This window comes from Marinobacter sp. LV10R520-4 (genome assembly GCF_002563815.1).
GTDB lineage: Bacteria > Pseudomonadota > Gammaproteobacteria > Pseudomonadales > Oleiphilaceae > Marinobacter.
Genome location: NZ_PDJM01000001.1, coordinates 3,263,494 through 3,277,678 on the forward strand (window position 1 = coordinate 3,263,494; position 14,185 = coordinate 3,277,678).

At 54.9% G+C, this 14,185-nt stretch carries 12 protein-coding genes and 1 tRNA gene; 8 read left to right on the top strand and 5 right to left on the bottom strand.

Going from position 1 to position 14,185, the window contains the following annotated elements; genetic code table 11:
* Positions 1-157: 157 nt before the first annotated feature.
* Positions 158-1,648: a RimK family protein gene (locus tag ATG98_RS15825; RefSeq protein ID WP_098418079.1), complete on the top strand. Its 1,491-nt coding sequence runs from the start codon at positions 158-160 to the stop codon at positions 1,646-1,648.
* A 37-nt stretch (positions 1,649-1,685) separates the two neighbouring features.
* Here ATG98_RS15825 and ATG98_RS15830 read toward each other — a convergent pair whose 3' ends face one another.
* A complete protein-coding gene (locus tag ATG98_RS15830; RefSeq protein ID WP_098418080.1) occupies positions 1,686-2,840 on the bottom strand; it encodes a cation diffusion facilitator family transporter in 1,155 nt (384 codons plus the stop codon).
* 492 nt (positions 2,841-3,332) lie between these two features.
* Here ATG98_RS15830 and ATG98_RS15835 point away from each other — a divergent pair, with 492 nt between their 5' ends.
* Positions 3,333-4,352 (top strand): quinone-dependent dihydroorotate dehydrogenase, encoded by a 1,020-nt coding sequence (locus tag ATG98_RS15835; protein WP_098423797.1) that lies wholly within the window; start codon positions 3,333-3,335, stop codon positions 4,350-4,352.
* Between the two features lie 242 nt (positions 4,353-4,594).
* Here the strand turns inward: ATG98_RS15835 and rmf are convergent, their stop codons facing one another.
* Positions 4,595-4,807, bottom strand: a complete 213-nt coding sequence (gene rmf, locus ATG98_RS15840) for a ribosome modulation factor (RefSeq protein WP_098418082.1) — start codon at positions 4,805-4,807, stop codon at positions 4,595-4,597.
* 321 nt (positions 4,808-5,128) lie between these two features.
* Here rmf and rlmKL point away from each other — a divergent pair, with 321 nt between their 5' ends.
* Positions 5,129-7,336 (top strand): bifunctional 23S rRNA (guanine(2069)-N(7))-methyltransferase RlmK/23S rRNA (guanine(2445)-N(2))-methyltransferase RlmL, encoded by a 2,208-nt coding sequence (gene rlmKL, locus ATG98_RS15845; protein ID WP_098418083.1) that lies wholly within the window; start codon positions 5,129-5,131, stop codon positions 7,334-7,336.
* 47 nt (positions 7,337-7,383) lie between these two features.
* Here the strand turns inward: rlmKL and ATG98_RS15850 are convergent, their stop codons facing one another.
* Positions 7,384-7,908 carry a hypothetical protein gene (locus tag ATG98_RS15850; RefSeq protein ID WP_098418084.1) on the bottom strand — a complete coding sequence of 175 codons (525 nt, stop codon included), beginning with the start codon at positions 7,906-7,908 and terminating at the stop codon, positions 7,384-7,386.
* Between the two features lie 79 nt (positions 7,909-7,987).
* Here ATG98_RS15850 and ATG98_RS15855 point away from each other — a divergent pair, with 79 nt between their 5' ends.
* Positions 7,988-9,277, top strand: coding sequence for a M18 family aminopeptidase (locus tag ATG98_RS15855; protein ID WP_098418085.1), 1,290 nt, complete (start codon positions 7,988-7,990; stop codon positions 9,275-9,277).
* 56 nt (positions 9,278-9,333) lie between these two features.
* Here ATG98_RS15855 and ATG98_RS15860 read toward each other — a convergent pair.
* Both ATG98_RS15860 and ATG98_RS15865 read right to left on the bottom strand, forming a co-directional pair.
* Positions 9,334-9,409 (bottom strand) — tRNA-Asn (locus tag ATG98_RS15860).
* A gap of 81 nt (positions 9,410-9,490) precedes the next feature.
* The gene (locus tag ATG98_RS15865) at positions 9,491-10,120 is read right to left on the bottom strand and encodes an arylesterase (RefSeq protein WP_098418086.1); all 630 of its coding nucleotides are present in this window, start codon (positions 10,118-10,120) and stop codon (positions 9,491-9,493) included.
* Between the two features lie 48 nt (positions 10,121-10,168).
* On the opposite strand from ATG98_RS15865, the gene ATG98_RS15870 reads away from it, so the two are divergent.
* From ATG98_RS15870 to ATG98_RS15885, 4 genes are all read left to right on the top strand, one after another.
* Positions 10,169-10,897 (top strand): ABC transporter ATP-binding protein, encoded by a 729-nt coding sequence (locus ATG98_RS15870; RefSeq protein WP_098418087.1) that lies wholly within the window; start codon positions 10,169-10,171, stop codon positions 10,895-10,897.
* Complete coding sequence (locus tag ATG98_RS15875) at positions 10,897-13,383, top strand: ABC transporter permease (RefSeq protein ID WP_098423798.1); 2,487 nt, start codon at positions 10,897-10,899, stop codon at positions 13,381-13,383. Before ATG98_RS15870 ends, ATG98_RS15875 begins: the two co-directional genes overlap by 1 nt.
* A gap of 105 nt (positions 13,384-13,488) precedes the next feature.
* A complete protein-coding gene (locus ATG98_RS15880; protein WP_007351019.1) occupies positions 13,489-13,854 on the top strand; it encodes a thiol-disulfide oxidoreductase DCC family protein in 366 nt (121 codons plus the stop codon).
* A 134-nt stretch (positions 13,855-13,988) separates the two neighbouring features.
* Positions 13,989-14,162, top strand: a complete 174-nt coding sequence (locus ATG98_RS15885) for a hypothetical protein (protein WP_007351018.1) — start codon at positions 13,989-13,991, stop codon at positions 14,160-14,162.
* The last annotated feature ends 23 nt before the right edge of the window (positions 14,163-14,185 follow it).

Consider the following 14,185-nt stretch of genomic DNA (forward strand, 5'->3'; position numbering starts at 1 on the left):
CGTATTATGGGCTTGCGCCGCGCTGGCGCAAGCATTGTAAGTATGCGTAAAAGCACCGATCACATGATGATTGTAGCGCACTGAATTGCCGCGTATTGTTGCGAAAATGTACCGATGTCGTCCGCTGGATGCCGTCCTTTGAATGTAGCGCCCGAATATGTCTCGATTGTTGATTGTGGTAGATCGCGCCAAAGACTGGGCGCCTTATTATCCCAGTTCCGATGTGCTGACTTTTGATCAGTACCTGCAATTCTCTGCGCCGGCTTCGAGTCGCGTGCGAGTGATCAACCTGTGCCAGAGCGCCCGCTACCTTAGCCGTGGCTATTACTGTTCGCTGCTTGCAGAAGCCCGCGGCCACAACGTAGTGCCTTCGGTGATAACGCTGAACGACTTGAGCCGCAAAGGCCTGTTTTCGTTGCAGCTAGAACAGCTGGACGCCAGCGTGATTGAATGGCTGGATGCGGCCATTGTGCCTACAGCGGAGAATTCTCATTCTGCGAAGGAAGTGCGTATACGCACGTATTTTGGCGAGTCGTCCCAACCGGAATTAAAACCGGTAGCGCGTGCGCTGTTTGATCGCTTCCCGTGTCCGATTCTGGAAGTGGTGTTCAAACGCCGTAAAACCTGGCAAATCGAATCCATGAAGCCGGCCGCGCCGGTAGATTTGCAGGAACAGGAGCAAGACGTGTTTGCCAGCTCGCTGGATCGTTTCAGCGGTATGGTGTGGCGCAAGCCCCGTGCCCGCCGAAACTATCGTTTTGATCTGGCCATTCTGGTGAACCCAGATGAGGAGATGCCTCCCAGTGACAAAGAAGCCCTCAAACGCTTCGAAAAAGCCGGTCGCAAGCTGGGCATTAACGTAGAGCAGATCACCCGTCGCGACTACATGCGCATTCCAGAGTACGACGGTCTGTTTATTCGCGAAACCACCGCTATTGACCATCACACCTACCGCTTTGCCCGCAAGGCCGAAGCCGAAGGGCTGGTCGTTATTGATGATCCGGTGTCGATTCTGCGTTGTACCAACAAGGTGTACTTGGCCGACCTGTTAAAAAACAACAAGGTGCCCACGCCAAAAACTCTGATTCTGTCGAAAGACCAGAAAGACGCGGTAGAGCAGGTCATCAGTGAGTTGGGCTTCCCGGCGGTCATCAAAATACCCGACGGCGCCTTTTCCCGCGGCGTTAACAAGGCCGAAGATGAAAAATCTCTGCGCGAAGGCTTGAGGGAACTGTTCAAGCAGTCGGCGCTGGTACTGGCTCAGGAATATTTTTACACAGACTACGATTGGCGCATCGGCGTATTGGGTGGGCGTGCCATTTACGCCTGCAAGTACCTGATGGTGAAGGGCCACTGGCAAATCTACCAACACACGGAATCCAGCAGCAACAGCGGCGGTTTTGAAACCATGCCCACCTATGAGGTGCCGCGCAATGTGATTCAGGCGGCGCTGAATGCAACCCGTCTGATCGGTAACGGCCTGTACGGTGTAGACATCAAACAGTCTGGTAACCGGGTAGCGGTGATTGAGGTGAACGACAACCCCAGCATTGACGCCGGGGTGGAAGATCTGTTCCTGGGCGGTGAGCTGTACACCCTGATCATGCAGGAATTCCTGTCGCGGATGGAAGCCAACCGCAGTCGCTAAGCCGTTAAGAAGTAAAAAATCGTTTACAGGTCGCCGCTCAGTCGGCGGTCTGCCACACCCTTAGGCTGCCAAACCAGGGGAACTCGGCGAGCTGTGTGCGTAGCCCGGCGCTGTCGAAATCGCCCTCGCTGCCGTCCAGAAATAGCTCCAGATGCACCTTGTTCTTCAGGTAGTGCAGCCGCAGCCGATTACCAGTAGGCGCTTCAGGTGTGATCGTATGTATGGTCTTCTGAATGATTTTGCGAGAGGGCATCAACGAAGACGTCGGGTGGTAGCTTTCATCGTCTTCTGCATCAATGTGAAAGTTGATGTCGCGAATATTATCCAGTTCTTTGCGCATGGCGCCGACCACGCGCATTCCCACCTGGTGCCCTTCCGATACGCTGACATCCGGGCGCACCACCAAATGCACATCCAATAGTATATCGTCGCCCATGCGTCTGCTGCGCAGTTCGTGCACATCACGAACGCCATCAATATCACTGGCAATGGCAAGCAATCGATCGGTGTCTTCAACAGAAAGGCCGGTGTCGACCAGTTCTTTCATAGAACTCCAGCCAAAGCTCCAGCCCACATGGATGATAATGCCTGCTACAACAACTGCTGCTAGCGTATCTAGCCACAAGTAGCCCAGCATGGCGCCAATGGTAGACAGCACCACAATACCTGATGAGAAAGCATCAGTACGGCTATGCCAGGCGTTGGCAATGATGAGATCTGAACGTATCTCCTGGCCCACCTTACGGGTGTAGCGAAAAATCCATTCTTTGCCCACCACCGACAACAGCGCCACAACCAGCACCGGCCAGCCCGGCGTGAAGGTTATGTCGTCTGTGAATAGCCGTTGCACGTTCTCCCAGGCCAGGGCGGCGCCAACTGCAATTAGCAGGCTGCCCATTAACAAGGTGCCAAACGTCTCAATGCGCTGATGGCCATAGGGGTGGTCTTCATCCGGTGCCTGCCGCGATATCCGCATCACACCCAGCACCATCAAATCAGAGGCCACGTCCGTGAACGAGTGGATGCCATCCACCACCAGCGCGTGAGAATGGAACAGGGTGCCTACCACCATCTTGAACAGCCCCAGGATAGCGTCCAGCACCATACCAATCACGGTCACCCGGCTGGCGGCCCGTTTTTCATTGCCCAGATTGGCGTATTTGTCAGCGGGTGCCGGTGTTGTGTGTTCCATAGCGAATGCTCCAAAGCGCGTATTAACAATACAAACCAAGTCGTGCCGGTTAGCCGGAATAAACCAGCGGAGAGTGGCGAGGTATTTCAGATGTCGCCAAAGTGTAGTCGTAGTACCGCGTATATTGGTTAAAAGCAGCGGGTTTTCTGTTGATTTTATGCACAAGAGTGTAAACCGGTTGGCAGCCAACATGTTTTATTATTTTAAAAAAGTGTCGATTGCGAAGTATATAGATCTATGAAAATAAAGGAAATTTTAACTGGTTAAAAAGTGACCAATCTGTAGTCGGGCGCTGCTTGCAAGGCGTGGAACGTGTTACACCGGCATTTTCAACAGAGTTATCCACAGATTCCGTGGACAAGCCTGAGTGGAGCCAACCAGACAATCAGTTACGACGAAATTCAAACCATACCCTAACCGCGCAGGATGCTGTGGAAAACTTCCGGTATACTCATCACACAAATTTTAGCGAGTGTATTTGAGGGTGTTTTGATGTACGGGATTATTCGCAACCTGCTGTTCAAGTTGCCGCCAGAGCGGGCGCACAATCTTAGCTTGAAAGGGCTGGATATGGCCCATCGGTTGGGCGTATTAAAGCATTTGGCGCCTGCGGTTCCCGCGCATCCGGTAGCAGTGATGGGTCTTGAGTTTCCCAACCCGGTGGGACTGGCAGCGGGGCTGGATAAAAATGCCGATCATATGGACGCTTTGGGTGATCTCGGCTTTGGCTTTATTGAAGTGGGTACCGTCACACCCTTGGCTCAGCCGGGTAATCCCGAGCCCCGCATGTTTCGCTTGCCCGAACACCAGGCCATTATTAACCGTATGGGTTTTAATAACCAAGGCTTGGGGCACTTACTGGCTCAGGTAGATCGCCGCAAGTTTTCCGGTGTGTTGGGTATCAATGTGGGTAAGAATAAAAACACCCCGGAGCAAGATTCAGCGCTGGATTACCGCAAGTGCATCACCGCCGTGTATAACCGTGCCGACTATATTACGGTCAACGTTTCATCGCCCAATACACCAGGCCTGCGGGATCTGCAATTTGGTGATTCGCTGAAGCAGTTACTGGCCGCTGTAAAAGATGAGCAACTCAGCTGTGAAAAAGAGCATGGCCGCTATGTGCCCATAGCGGTGAAAATTGCACCGGATATGGACGACGCCGGCATACGCTTTGTTTCAACAGCGCTGGTGGAAAGTGGACTGGATGGGGTGGTTGCTACTAACACAACCATAAGCCGCGAAGCCGTGGCCGGCCATGAGCACTGTAATGAACCCGGTGGCTTAAGCGGTGCGCCGGTGCGCGAACCCTCATTACGCGTTATTCGCGGACTGTACGCCGAGTTGGGTGAACGGCTGCCGATTATTGGTGTGGGCGGAATTACCGATGGCGCCAGCGCGGCGGAGAAAATTCAGGCGGGTGCCAAATTGGTGCAAATTTATACCGGCTTTATATACAAAGGTCCTGGGCTGATTGGCGAAGCCGCAGCGGCGATTAAAGCGCTGGGTTGAGGTAATGCCCAAATGTTATCCATAAAACCTAAATGTTGCTCATAAAAAAGGGCCCGCTGAGCGAGCCCTTTATGGGGAACTACAGTCCCCTGCGGTTTACCGCGATTTTACGGGGCGGGTGGCCCCGTTCGGTTTTATCGATTACTCGTCCAGTTTTCAGATCTCTCCGATTTGTGGGTTTTGGGTAAACACCGAACTCAATTAAGTACTGTCTTTAATGTTAAACTTCGCCACTACGTCCATCACGCAGTGGTGACGGTGGCTAATCGATGGATGCCAGAGACACCGGTCATACCATCCCATTGATCTGTGCGGCCTTCTCGCCACCCATTTAGCCATTCTTGACGAACTTCAGCCTGTTCAATGGGGCAGCTGTCTTTCGATTTACCGGACACTCCTGCGAGGTACCCCCGCTTGAATGCTCGAGCGACCATGTCTCTTTTCTGTCTTTTCATGCCGTTCCTCACTGATGGATTAACAGAAACAAGCGTGTACACATTCTGCAGAGGTGTCGACAAACGGAGTGGCGAAATGGTTTTCGCTACAACCCACTATTGCCAGCTCTCACCAGAGCAGTCAGGATCCTGTTACTGGGGGCTATTGCCCCGAAACGACGCGTCAGGTACAAGGTAGGCCGAAGTGACCTTCAAAGTACAAGACTATTTTAGTCTAAAAATATTATTCTATAGATCTTATGTGCATAAAAATTAGCCTGAAAGTGGTTAATGAGAACAATTCCAGAAACTTAGCCGTCCCGACAAAACCAGGAGTTCCACTTGTCCCTACCCCTCTTTTTTGTAACCTGCCCAAAAGGCGTTGAATATTTGCTGGCGGACGAGCTGGACGGCTTTGGCCTGAGCCTGGTTCGTCACGCGCCTGCCGGTGTGTGGGTTGAAGGCACATTGGAAGGGGGATACCGCGCTTGCATGTGGTCACGCCTGGCCAATCGGGTGATCCTGCACGTGGCAGAAGTCGCTGCAACCAGTGATGATGAACTGTATGACGGCGTAGTGCATCTGGACTGGCAGCAGCACATTGCCGTTAATGGCAGCTTCAAAGTGAATTTTATTGGCGAGAACGAAGCTATTCGCAATACTCAGTATGGCGCTCAGCGGGTGAAAGACGGCATTGTCGATCGCTTTACGGCTAACGGTGGCAAGCGCCCTGCAGTCGAAGGCAAAACCCCGGATGTGATTGTGTCTGCGCGTTTGCACCGCGGCCAATTAACCCTTGGTATTGATTTGAGTGGTCACAGCCTTCATCAACGCGGCTATCGCGAAGAGCAGGGTCGGGCGCCGCTGAAAGAAAACCTGGCAGCTGCGCTGTTGATACGTTCCGGTTGGCCCGAAATTGTCGCCGCCGGCGGTGATTTTATAGACCCGATGTGTGGTTCCGGCACGTTGTTGATTGAAGCTGCGCTGATGGCTCTGGATATCGCGCCGGGACGGCGCCAGGACGGTTTTGGTTTCGAAAAATGGCTGGGCCACGACGCCGAGCTGTGGATGTCGCTGCGCCAGGAAGTGGAACGTCGTGCCCATGCTGGTAAACAAGGTCGGATACCGCGTATTGCCGGTTTTGATGAAGACCGCCGGGTATTGTCAACGGCGCGTAACAACCTGCAGCGGGCGGGGCTAGACAGCATTATTGAGCTTACAGAAATACCGCTGCAAGAGCTTGAGCTCACTGGTGACTGGGCTGAACAGGGCCTGGTAGTGACCAACCCTCCTTACGGCGAGCGCTTGAGCGAGCGCAAGTCACTGGCGGAAATTTATCAGGCCTTAGGCGCGGCGGTAAAACGGGTAACGCCAAACTGGCGCCTGGGCGTGTTTACCGGGGCGCCGGAATTCGGTAAATCCATTGGCCTGCGCAGTTTCAAACAGTACAAGCTGTTCAACGGCAAACTGCCGGCACAGCTGCTGCTGTTCACAGTAGACGAGGCCAGCGCACGTATTCCGAAAGATCCGGCAGCGCCGGGTGAAATCCTGCCGCGTATTACCAACGAAGAGCGCGCCGCCATGCTGGCGAACCGCCTGAAAAAGAACGTCAAAAGCATTGGCCAGTGGGCACGTAAACAGAACATCAGCTGCTACCGCCTGTACGATGCCGACATGCCCGAATACTCAGTGGCGATTGATATCTACAATGACTGGGTGCACGTGCAGGAATACATGGCGCCCAAGACCATCGACGAACGTGCAGCTCGTGAACGCCTGTCAGAAGCGTTGGCGGTAATCCCCGAGGCGCTTGGCATTCCCCGCGATCGCCTGGTGTGCAAGCAACGACTTCGTCAAACCGGCACCAATCAGTATGAAAAGCAGGCGGCCAGCGGTGAGTTTTTCCAGGTGCAGGAACACGGCTGCACGCTAAAAGTGAATTTGAAAGACTATCTGGATACCGGTCTGTTTCTGGACCACCGTCCGCTGCGCCAGTGGATTCAGCAGAATGCCCGCGGCAAACGCTTTCTGAATTTGTTCTGTTACACAGGCGCGGCCACGGTACACGCGATTGCCGGCGGTGCCAGCCGCTCTTTGAGCCTGGATATGTCCCACACCTATGTTAGCTGGGCTAAAGATAACCTGGAACTGAACCACGCTGATCCGAAAAAACATCAGGTGGATGCCGTAGATTGTCTGGCGTGGTTGGCAAGCAAGCCTAAACCTGACCAGCGTTTCGATTTGATTTTTATGGACCCACCCACTTTTTCCAACTCGGCGAAAATGATTGGGGTTCTCGATATTCAGAAAGACCACGCCAAGCTGATTCGCCAGGCCATGCAGCGCCTGACCAATGACGGTTTGCTGGTGTTCTCCAACAACTTTCGCCGTTTCAAGCTAGACGACGAAATCAGCGCGGAGTTTGCAGTGGAAGAAGTCAGCCAAAGCACCATAGACAAGGATTTTCAGCGCAATCCGCGCATCCACCGCTGCTGGAACATTCGCCACCCGCTGCAAGCGCGAGAAGCGGGTGATTTCTACGTTGGCTAAGGCTGAGGGGACAGGGCCAGACCGGGGACGGATTTAAAATCCGTCCCCTAGGAATCCGTCTTCTCGGAATCCGTCTCTTCGGTGAATTCGTCGTCGCCCAGTACGCCGTAGTGTTGGGCCAACATTAGCAGCGCATACACGCCGTTTTCCGGCAGCTGCGGTTCCAGGCCTTCTTCGATCAGCAGGGCGCGGCGTTCGTCTTCCAGGGTTTCGCTGTCTACGCCGGTGATCAGGTCGGTGATCGGTGCGATTTCAAAAGGCGCATCTTGGCCGATCGCCGCGAAAATTCGGTCGATCAGAATTTCGTCCGGATCCAGACCGTCTACGTAAACCGTCTGGTCAGGCAAGTCTTGGTGCAGTTCGCGGGTCAGTTCTATCAGTGGCACGCCCTGTTCTTCAAGGTAGTTCAGGTCGATATCGCCGGTGTCGCCGTCTTCTGGCAGCCAGTCGTCTTCTGGTGCAATAACCACGGTTTTCATGGTGCCATCCACCAGTGACCAGGCCATGGCAGTGGGGAATAGGGTGTCGTCATTCTGATAGTATTCAATATCGAGAAAACACGGTTTGGCCAAGGGCTAGGCTCCTGTAGGATTGAGTATCTGGGTCTGCATGGCACACTGTTGCCACTATTATTATTGAATTAAGGACACCATGGAACATATTGATTTCAACAACGATCTGCTTTCGTTTCTGAACCACTCACCAACGCCGTGGCACGCTGTCGCTACCATGAAAAAGCAGCTCGACAGCGCGGGGTTTCATTCGCTGGATGAAAAAGACGACTGGTCACTGCAAGCCGGCACTGGTTATTACGTCATTCGCAACGGCTCGTCGATTGTGGCCTTTCGTACTGGCAATACGGACACAACCAAAGCCGGCGTGCGCATGGTTGGCGCTCACACTGACAGCCCGTGCCTGAAAGTAAAGCCCAATCCGGTACTCCGTCGCAAAGGCTTCTTGCAACTGGGTGTTGAAGTCTACGGCGGTGCGTTGCTGAATCCGTGGTTTGATCGCGATCTTTCTCTGGCCGGGCGAGTCACTTACGTCGACGGCCACGGGCAAGTGCAAGATGCGCTGATCGACTTCCGCAAACCGGTGGCGTTTATACCCAGCCTGGCCATTCATCTGGACCGCGAAGCCAACAGCAACCGCACGGTGAACCCGCAAACCGACTTGCCACCGGTGCTGATGCAGGTGCCTGAAGACGACACCACCGATTTTGCCAGCCTGCTGATCACTCAGCTGAAAGCAGAGAAGGGCGTTACTGCAGAGCGTATTCTGGGCTATGAACTGAGCTTTTACGATGTGCAGCAAGCGGGCTTTGTAGGTCTGCGCGATAACTTTATTGCGTCAGCGCGGCTGGATAACTTGTTGAGCTGTTACATCGGCTTGCAAGCATTGCTGGAAACAAGCGGTGAACAGCCGGCGTTACTTGTGTGCAACGACCACGAAGAAGTGGGCAGTATGTCTGCCGAAGGTGCCCAGGGGCCTTTTTTAAGTTCGGTGCTGGAGCGCTGGTGTGGCGCAGGAAAAAGTCGTGCGATTGCCCACTCAATGATGATTTCGGCGGACAACGCCCACGGCATCCATCCGAATTTTATGGACAAGCACGACGAGAATCATGGCCCTGAGCTAAATGCTGGTCCGGTAATCAAAGTAAATCACAATCAGCGTTATGCGACCAACAGCCGTTCGGCGGCGGTGTATCGTCATCTGAGCGACCAGTTGGGCCTGCCCCACCAGACCTTCGTGGTGCGCAGCGATATGGGCTGTGGCAGCACCATAGGGCCGCTGACGGCCGCGAATCTGGGTGTGACGACCCTGGATATTGGTGTGCCCCAGCTTGGTATGCATTCCATTCGCGAGATGATTGGTGCCGACGACGCCTATACGTTGTTCAAAGTATTGACCGGTTTTTATCAAAGCCCTCAGGTTTTTTGAAGGCCAGAATGAAAAATGCCGCTGATTCTTTCGTATCAGCGGCATTTTAAAATAATTGGCTCCCCGAGCTGGGCTCGAACCAGCGACAAACGGATTAACAGTCCGTTGCTCTACCAACTGAGCTATCAGGGAACAGCATCAAGCCGGCGCGTATAGTGTTCGCTTTGAGCGCCGGAGTCAACACCCTGAAATAAAAGGTTTGTTAGCGGTGACTCAAAGCAAAGGCACCAGGTGGGGCCACACATTGTCCAACAGAATGCTTTGGGCCGGTTCTGTGGGGTGAATGCCATCGCTTTGCATTAAACTGTCGACGTTGTAAATGTCTTCCAGGAAGAAGGGCACCAGTGCGGAGTTGTAGCGCTGTGCAAGATCTCCGAAAATAGCGGCGAAAGCTTGGGTGTAACGGTCGCCGTAATTGGGTGGTATTTGCATACCCACCAGCAAGGTTTGGGCGCCAGCCTGTTGGCTGTTTTTAAGCATCAAGGCCAGGTTTTTTTCGATCACCTGCGGAGGAAAACCGCGCAGGCCATCGTTGCCGCCCAGCTCCACGATCACCAGTTGCGGTTGGTGCTTGTTCAGTAAACCCGGCAGCCGGCGGGCTCCGCCGTCGGCTGTTTCGCCGCTGATGCTGGCATTTACCACGCTCCAGTCGTTGTGGCCATTATCGGCCAGGCGTTGGCGCAGCAAATTTACCCAGGCGGTTTCTTCCGGCACGCCGTAGGCCGCGCTTAGACTGTCGCCCATTACCAGCAGGGTGTTGGCACTGATCAAACCAGGTGTCATAACTAGCACAAGCAGCAGTGCAAATGATCTGACCGCCAGTAAAACCGTATTCTTGAACACTGCGTAGTCTCCTAAATTTTTCGCCACAGGACAGGATTAACCAGAGCCGTGAATCAATCTAATGACCAGACGCGACCGAATCCCCACGTGATATTGCGGGTCAGCAAGCTGACACACAAGGTGGACCTAGAATCCAATACGCTAACGATTTTGCAAGGAGTCAACCTGGAAATCAATCAGGGTGACTCCGTTGCTATTGTCGGGCGCTCCGGCTCCGGGAAAACCACCTTGCTGGGCTTGCTGGCCGGGCTGGACACGCCGAGCGAAGGCAGTATTGAGCTGGATGGTGCAAACATCAGCGCCCTGGGCGAAGACGAACGCGCCGCGCTGCGGGCCCAACGAGTTGGCTTTGTGTTTCAGTCATTTCAATTATTGCCGGCTCTGACCGCTCTTGAAAACGTGATGTTGCCGCTGGAACTGGCCGGTCGCCAAAATGCCGAAGCGCGAGCCCGGGAGCTTTTGCAACGGGTCGGCCTGGGCGAACGTCTGACGCATACCCCGCGGCAATTATCCGGTGGCGAGCAACAGCGGGTGGCTATCGCCCGCGCCTTCGCGTGCGAACCTGCGATCCTATTTGCTGATGAACCCACCGGCAATCTTGATAACCGTACCGGCAAAGACGTATCGGATTTGCTGATGGCACTGAACCGCGAGCAGGGCACCACCCTGGTGATGGTTACTCATGACGAACAGCTGGCGGTCCGCTGTGGCCGACAGTTCCACATTGAGGGTGGCGTGCTGAGCGAGCCAGAAACCCGCCAGAAGGCAGTAAGCTGATGGCTGCCACCGGTAAATTGCAGTCGGTGCGCCGCGAATGGCGCGAGCGCGATGTTCGGGTGGTGCTGGCGGCACTGATCATTGCCGTAGCCACCGTGGCCACCATCGCGTTGTTTGCCAGCCAGTTGCAACGCACTCTGGTGTCATCGGCCAGCTCGTTCCTGGCGGCTGACCGCCAGCTGGAATCGGAAAACGGCCAACCACTGCCGCCGGCCTGGCTCATTGAGGCGCAGCAGCGTGGATTGGAAACAGCAGAAATGACCGAGTTTTCCACCATGGTGTTTGGCGGTGGCAACTTCCAACTGGTTTCGGTGAAAGCGGTCAGCGACGGTTACCCGCTGCGTGGCGAAGTCGAAATTCGCACGGGCTTCGATGAGCCACGGCAAACCCTGAAATCTGGCCCAGCTCCTGGTGAAGTTTGGATAAACCCGCGCTTGCTGCGCTTGCTGGAATTGAATGTGGGCGATGAGCTTGAGCTGGGCACTCGCAAGTTGGTGATCGGCAGTCTGCTGGAGCGTGAGCCTGACGGTGGCTTCAGCCTAGCAGCGTTGGCGCCACGGGTGATGATGCACCAAGCCGATGTGGCATCGACCAGCGTTTTGCAAGAAGGCAGTCGGGTCAGCTTTGTGTATCTTTTTGCCGGCGACGCGGCTGAGCTGTCGGGTTTCGAACAATGGCTACAACCCCAGCTGCAACCCAGTCAGGAATGGCGCAGCGTGCGTGACGGTGAAACTCTGTCGGCGTCACTGGAGCGGGCCGAAAGCTTTCTGCTGCTGGGCGGTAGCCTGGCCGTGCTTCTGGCCGCGGTGGCGGTGGCGGTGGCCAGCCGTCAATACGCCGTGTCGCAGCGCGATACGGTAGCTTTGCTGAAAACTCTGGGCGTCGGCAGCCCTCGCATCGGCCGTTTGTACCTGCGCCGACTGGCCGTTTGGGGCGTTGTCGGCATGGTCGGTGGTTTGCTGGTGGCCTTACCGCTGTTCTGGGGGCTGAGTCAGATACTAGGTGATGTGCTGGATCAACCCGTTGACGTTTACCTTGACCCTAAAGCTCTAACGCCGGCGGTTTTGACGGCTCTGGTGTCGTTGTTCGCTTTTGCTTACCCACCCATACGCCGCCTGCGTAACGTAGCCGCTATGCGGGTGCTGCGCAGTCAGCCGGGTGAATCCCGGCGCGAACTGGTGCCAGACTTTATTATTGGTATCGTCGGCGTGTTTGGTCTGGTGTGGGCCTACGCCGGCGATGTGCAACTGGTGATTGCGCTGTTGGTAGGCCTTGGTCTGCTGCTGGCGACTCTGGTACTGCTGGGCTGGATGCTGGTGCTGAGTTTGCGCAAGGTTCGGGGCGGTGGCAACGCCTGGCGCCTGGCGCTGTTAGGTCTTTACCGGCATCGCCAGGCTAGTTTGTCGCAGATTGCGGTGTTCGCCATGACGCTGATGCTGGCCACCACCCTGATTTTGGTGCGTACCTCGCTGTTGGACGACTGGCGCGCGCAGCTGCCCGAAGGCGCGCCTAACCACTTTATGGTCAATATCAGCCCGCAAGCAGTGGACGATATCGATGAATTCTGGAACAGTCGCGGCCAGCCGCTGGACGCCATGTACCCGATGGTGCGCGGCCGCCTGACGTTGCTTAATGGCGAGCCGATAAAAGAGGCGGTGAGTAAAGACGAGCGGGTGAATGCGTTGAACCGCGAGCTGAACCTGACCTGGATGGACACGCTGCCAGAAAACAACCGCATTGTTGATGGCGAATGGTTTGCCCCGGGCAAAACTGACGGCGTATCGGTGGAGTCTGAGCTGGCTGGAAAGCTTGGCATTACGCCTGGTGACGTACTGACCTTCACCATCGGTTCCGAGCAGATCACTGAAACCGTGACCAGTATCCGCACCGTGCAGTGGGACAGTATGACACCCAACTTCTACGTGGCGTTTTCGCCAGACAGCAGTCTGCGCCAGTTGCCAGCCACCTGGATCACCAGTTTCTTTTTGCCGAAAACGGCGAAAAACGAACTGAACGCGTTTTCCCGCCAGTTCCCCACGGTGTCGGTGCTTGAGGTTGACAATATCATCGAACGAATTCAGCTGATTGTGGTGCAAATCACCCAAGCTATCGAGGCTATTCTGGGGTTGATTTTAGCAGCTGCGCTGGTGGTGATGGCGGCGGTAGTCAGCGCCACCTTGCAGGATCGCCAGCGCGAAGGGGCGCTGCTGCGTACCTTGGGCGGTCGTCAGAGTTTGCTGGTGCGGGCAACCATGCTGGAATTCGCGTTGCTAGGAGGTTTTGCTGGTATTCTCGGCGTTGTTGCGGCTGAAGCCGCGGTCTTTGCGCTTCAGATGAAAATGTTTGAAGGGGATTTCCGTGTTCACTGGCTGGTCGTGCTACCAATTCCATTTATCAGTGCGGTGGTGCTGTCGCTGTTCGGACGCTGGCAGTTGCGTCCGGTGTTAACCGTGTCGCCGATGCTGCTGTTGCGGCGGCTGGAGTAGCTTTGCAACTTTTAACGGCGCAGCCATTTGGCTGCGCCGCCAACCAGTCACGTACCGTCATGGTAGAGTCTTCATAAAGCGTCCTGTATTACTGGGAGATTCTTTATGAACAGATCATCGGGAAAACTGATCGTTTTTTATGATGGCTCGTGTCCTGTCTGCATCCGCGATCGCCGCTGGTACGAAAAGCTGGCGGGTAGAACAGGAGAAGCCGTTGAGTGGCTGGATATTACCGGACGTGATGAGGAGCTTCTTCAGCAGGGTATTCATCCAGATAAAGCGTTGCGGGAATTACACGTTAAGGATGCACAAGGCCAAGTGCATCGCGAAATAGACGCCTACATCCTCTTAATGTCTCGAGTTACAATTTTAAAGCCATTGGCATGGTTAATCGCCTTGCCTGTGGTGCGCCCCATGTTGGCGTGGTTATACCATCGGTGGGTCGCGCAGAGGCTCCTGTCCCGTGCCTGACTTTCATTAATCCGCACCCCTCCCTTCGGGAACGACCATGTGTTTGGTGGAACGCGCCAACTTTTGGTCTTATGTCGGTGCCGACTGGCTACCGCACGTTGCAGATTCTGACACAATGATTTGGAGTCCGGTTGATGACACAAAACGTGCGGGAGGTTCTTGCCTCTGTAAAATCTCTTCTGGTTGGTACTGTTGCCTTCACTGCCGGCAACAGTCTACTGGGCGTTGTCCTGCCGCTCCGCATGGAGGCTGCAGGCTATCCGGTTGCGCTGATCGGTGCGATCATGGCGGAGCAGGGGTGGTTTTGATGGACTTCCTGCGCTGCCAAGCC